The following is a 3,343-nucleotide window of genomic DNA, read 5'->3' as shown; positions in this document are numbered from 1 at the left end:
AACGGAAGCGTTTTTTTGCCAAATGTTTAAAAATTTTTTCAAAAAGTATTCATTGGGTTTGGTTTTCCATTCGGCTTGTGGTTGCCAGTAGCTTACATACGGTAACAGGTATTGTGCTCGCGCTACTGTATGGATTTAAAGGCGTGATAATTTTTCTTGGTGGGGGGATTTGTCTTGTCACTTACTTCCATCTGGGAAAACATTTCATTGCGCCGAATAACTATACCATCCCAATCCTTGCGGTAGTTTGTATTATTGCGTTATTGGGAGAGGCGTTAATCAGTTTTCTAAATGATGTGATGCCATTCCATCGACTACTTGGTATCTGGGAGAAAGAGGCTAAAATCAAGGATGATGAAACAAGGCAGGTAGCGAATGATGGGTAATGTCGTATGTTATGATATCAATCGGTTTATATACTCAATAAACTTCAAGATGCACGGGAAGGCTAAGCGAAAGGCTTACCGTACGTGCCTTTTGCTGGATAGGTGGATGCATCTTTAAGTACGTTGAGTATACGAGGTTATGTATGTCTAGTTTCGCCCCCTTATTACCCTAATGATAATGAAATATTGGGTATCTAGATGAGCCAAGGTTGGGAAAATCATGCCATAAAAACCCCCCCCCCCCCCCCCCCCCCCAGGATAGGGATTGTAATGTAAAATGGTACATTTTACTCGCAATCCCCAAAACACAAGGTTTTGCCTGAACTTGCAGTTGGCTCTATTGGAGGGAAAATGAAACAAATTAAGTTCAACTTAACAGATGAACAACATGCTCAAGCTGAAGTCATGGCAAAATCAAAAGGTTTTAAGTCCATCAATCAGATGGCAAAAGAACATGTTCTTGAATTGGGTAAGGTAAAAACTCATTTCACCCCCCCTAAAAAATCAGAAATTATTGGAGTTTCTGTTTATCTTCATGATTATGAAAGAGATGCTTTAGAAAGTTATTCTACTGCTCATGGAACTAGCCTAAGTCGTGAAATAGCTTTACGTTTAAGGCAAACGTTATTTCCAAAACATCCTTGTTTATATCCGTTTGAAATTGAAGCGTTGCGTAAAGTGAATAGTGAAGCAAAACGTATTGGTCGTAATATTGCCTATGTCATTAAGGGAGGCAGATATTGTACGGTGAACGATCCGGAATTTCGCCAAGACATTCGTCAGTTAATGGCTATTATGTCTGATTTAGTGTCACAAGTGGAATCCCTTCGTGACCATGCATTAAACCGTTTTGGGTGATTAAAATGGGTGTTAAGACGGATTACGATTACCGTATAAAGCGTGCAAAAGGGCAAGCTGAAAAGTCATCTTTTCGTAGTCGTCGTGCCTCAAACTCTGCCTTTAACTATAAAGTTAAACAAGGTCATCAACCAAAATCATGGGGTTATAAACCCAGTAATGAAGTCGCTTTTAAAATCACAGGCGCAGGAACAACGTTAGCTGGAATAAACAACAGTATTGAGTACATTACTCGAGAAGGTGAGCTTCAAGGTTATTGTTATGATGGTCAAGGCACCGAGTTTAGCGGACAAGGTAAATTGTTTAATCAGATTGCGACTGACTCGTTAGCAGAGGGAAATGATTATAATAAAAAATATGCGGGTGAAAATATCGCCCATGTTAAAAATTTGGTTTTTTCGCCGCCTCCAAAAGCGAATGTTAGTCGGAAAGATTTAATTGATTCGGTTGTTCAAACGATGAAAAAAAACTATGCGGGTCATGCGTTTGTGGCAGTTTATCATGAGGATAAAAAAGAACATCCTCATGTGCATGTTAATTTTAAGTTGCTTAATGAAGAAACCGGAAAACGTCTTGATTTAGATAAATCAGCATGTCGTAAAATACGTGTTGATTTTTGTCATTCCTTGCAAGAAAAAGGCTATGATGTTGCTGCAAATTTTCAATATAGTCCTGAACTTAAACATGAAATAGAACATCATCAATCCATGCAACCTAAAGAGCGCCAATCGGTTTATCGTGTCGTTTATTTTGGTCAATCAATGTATAATGGGAAAGGGAAATATACCCCTTTTATTGAATATGAGACTTTGAATAAAGGCAAACGGGTGAAAATTTGGGGGCAAGACCTTAAAAACCACTTTGAGCCAGAGAAGTTAACAAAAGGGGCATTAGTCAAAATAAAAAAACTGGAACCTACCACGATAAGAAGTCCGTTATATGACAATAAAGGCGAGATATCTGGTTACAGGGAAAGCAAACGTAATAACTGGCATATTGAAAATATCAATGTAAAACGAGATAGAAGCTATCAGATAGAAAAAATTATTACTTTGCATCCCGATGAAAAGCAAAAACAATTGCAGCTAGCGCGTAAACTCGCCCAACGTCAATCATTGGCACTTACCGCCAAGCACGGATTTTTACAAAATTCACCTGAACATAAAGCCTTTAAAAAAATGTTCGGATTGCATGATGGGGCAGGATTTTAACGAAAATACCAAACAGTATTGCAGCTGAAATACTGATTCTGAACTCACAGAATAACCTTCAAGAAGGTAAAAATGAAAAATAATGTCATTGATATTCAATCCGGAAAAGAAGCTTTACAATCATTGAAAGTGAAAAAACGGAAAAATAATTTAAAAATACAACTCAAAAATGTATTGAAAAAATCCCTCCATGTTTCCCGTTATGTGTTGGCAGTGGCTTTATATATTTGTAGTAGCTCAGACTTGATCTGACAGTTACCGGTTATTTATACAGTATCTGTCAGGCTAAATTTGATTTAAATCTTTTTCTCTCCAAATTTGTTTTCCATCGTGTAAAGTTGCTATGGGTGTTCGACCGCAACACATTTTTCCTTGATGAGTACGCTGGTTATTGTATTCCTCTAACCATTTATCTAAATCAGTTTGTAATTCCTCTAAATTACCGTAGATTTTCTTACGAAAAACTACCTGGTAGAACTCTTGTAATACGGTTTTATGAAAACGTTCACAAATTCCATTAGTTTGAGGCGAGCGTGCCTTAGTTTTTGTGTGATCAATATCGTTGATAGCCAGATAAAGTTGATAATCGTGATGCTCAACTTTACCACAATATTCACTACCTCTGTCCGTCAGTATACGTAATATCGGTAATCCATGTTGGGCATAAAAAGGCAGAACCTTGTCATTTAATAAATCCGCAGCAGTTATCGAACTTTTCGTTGTGTAAAGTTTACAATGAACGACTTTGCAGTAAGTATCAATATAAGTTTGTTGGTAGATACGACCAACACCTTTTAAATGACCAACATAAAAAGTGTCCTGCGACCCCAGGTAACCCGGATGTGCTGTTTCAATCTCACCACTGGCTTCATCATCCTGTGCTTTCTT

General features: G+C 37.7%; 5 protein-coding genes. 4 read left to right on the top strand and 1 reads right to left on the bottom strand.

Annotation, left to right across the window (positions count from 1 at the left end; genetic code table 11):
* The 4 genes from CBG25_RS15580 to CBG25_RS15565 form a co-directional block, all read left to right on the top strand.
* On the top strand, positions 1-386 hold a 386-nt coding region (locus tag CBG25_RS15580), incomplete at its 5' end, for a hypothetical protein (RefSeq protein ID WP_290607800.1).
* A gap of 351 nt (positions 387-737) precedes the next feature.
* Positions 738-1,244, top strand: a complete 507-nt coding sequence (locus CBG25_RS15575) for a hypothetical protein (protein ID WP_290607798.1) — start codon at positions 738-740, stop codon at positions 1,242-1,244.
* Positions 1,245-1,249: 5 nt separating this feature from the next.
* Positions 1,250-2,455, top strand: coding sequence for a MobP1 family relaxase (gene mobP1 / locus CBG25_RS15570; protein ID WP_290607796.1), 1,206 nt, complete (start codon positions 1,250-1,252; stop codon positions 2,453-2,455).
* 72 nt (positions 2,456-2,527) lie between these two features.
* Positions 2,528-2,707, top strand: coding sequence for a hypothetical protein (locus CBG25_RS15565; RefSeq protein WP_290607794.1), 180 nt, complete (start codon positions 2,528-2,530; stop codon positions 2,705-2,707).
* A 33-nt stretch (positions 2,708-2,740) separates the two neighbouring features.
* On the opposite strand, the gene CBG25_RS15560 is transcribed toward CBG25_RS15565, so the two are convergent.
* The coding region (locus CBG25_RS15560) for an integrase core domain-containing protein (protein WP_290603686.1) at positions 2,741-3,343 on the bottom strand (603 nt) is incomplete at its 5' end.

It is taken from the genome of Arsenophonus sp. ENCA (assembly GCF_002287155.1).
Classification (GTDB): domain Bacteria; phylum Pseudomonadota; class Gammaproteobacteria; order Enterobacterales; family Enterobacteriaceae; genus Arsenophonus; species Arsenophonus nilaparvatae.
This window is presented reverse-complemented; position numbering and strand designations above follow the sequence as displayed.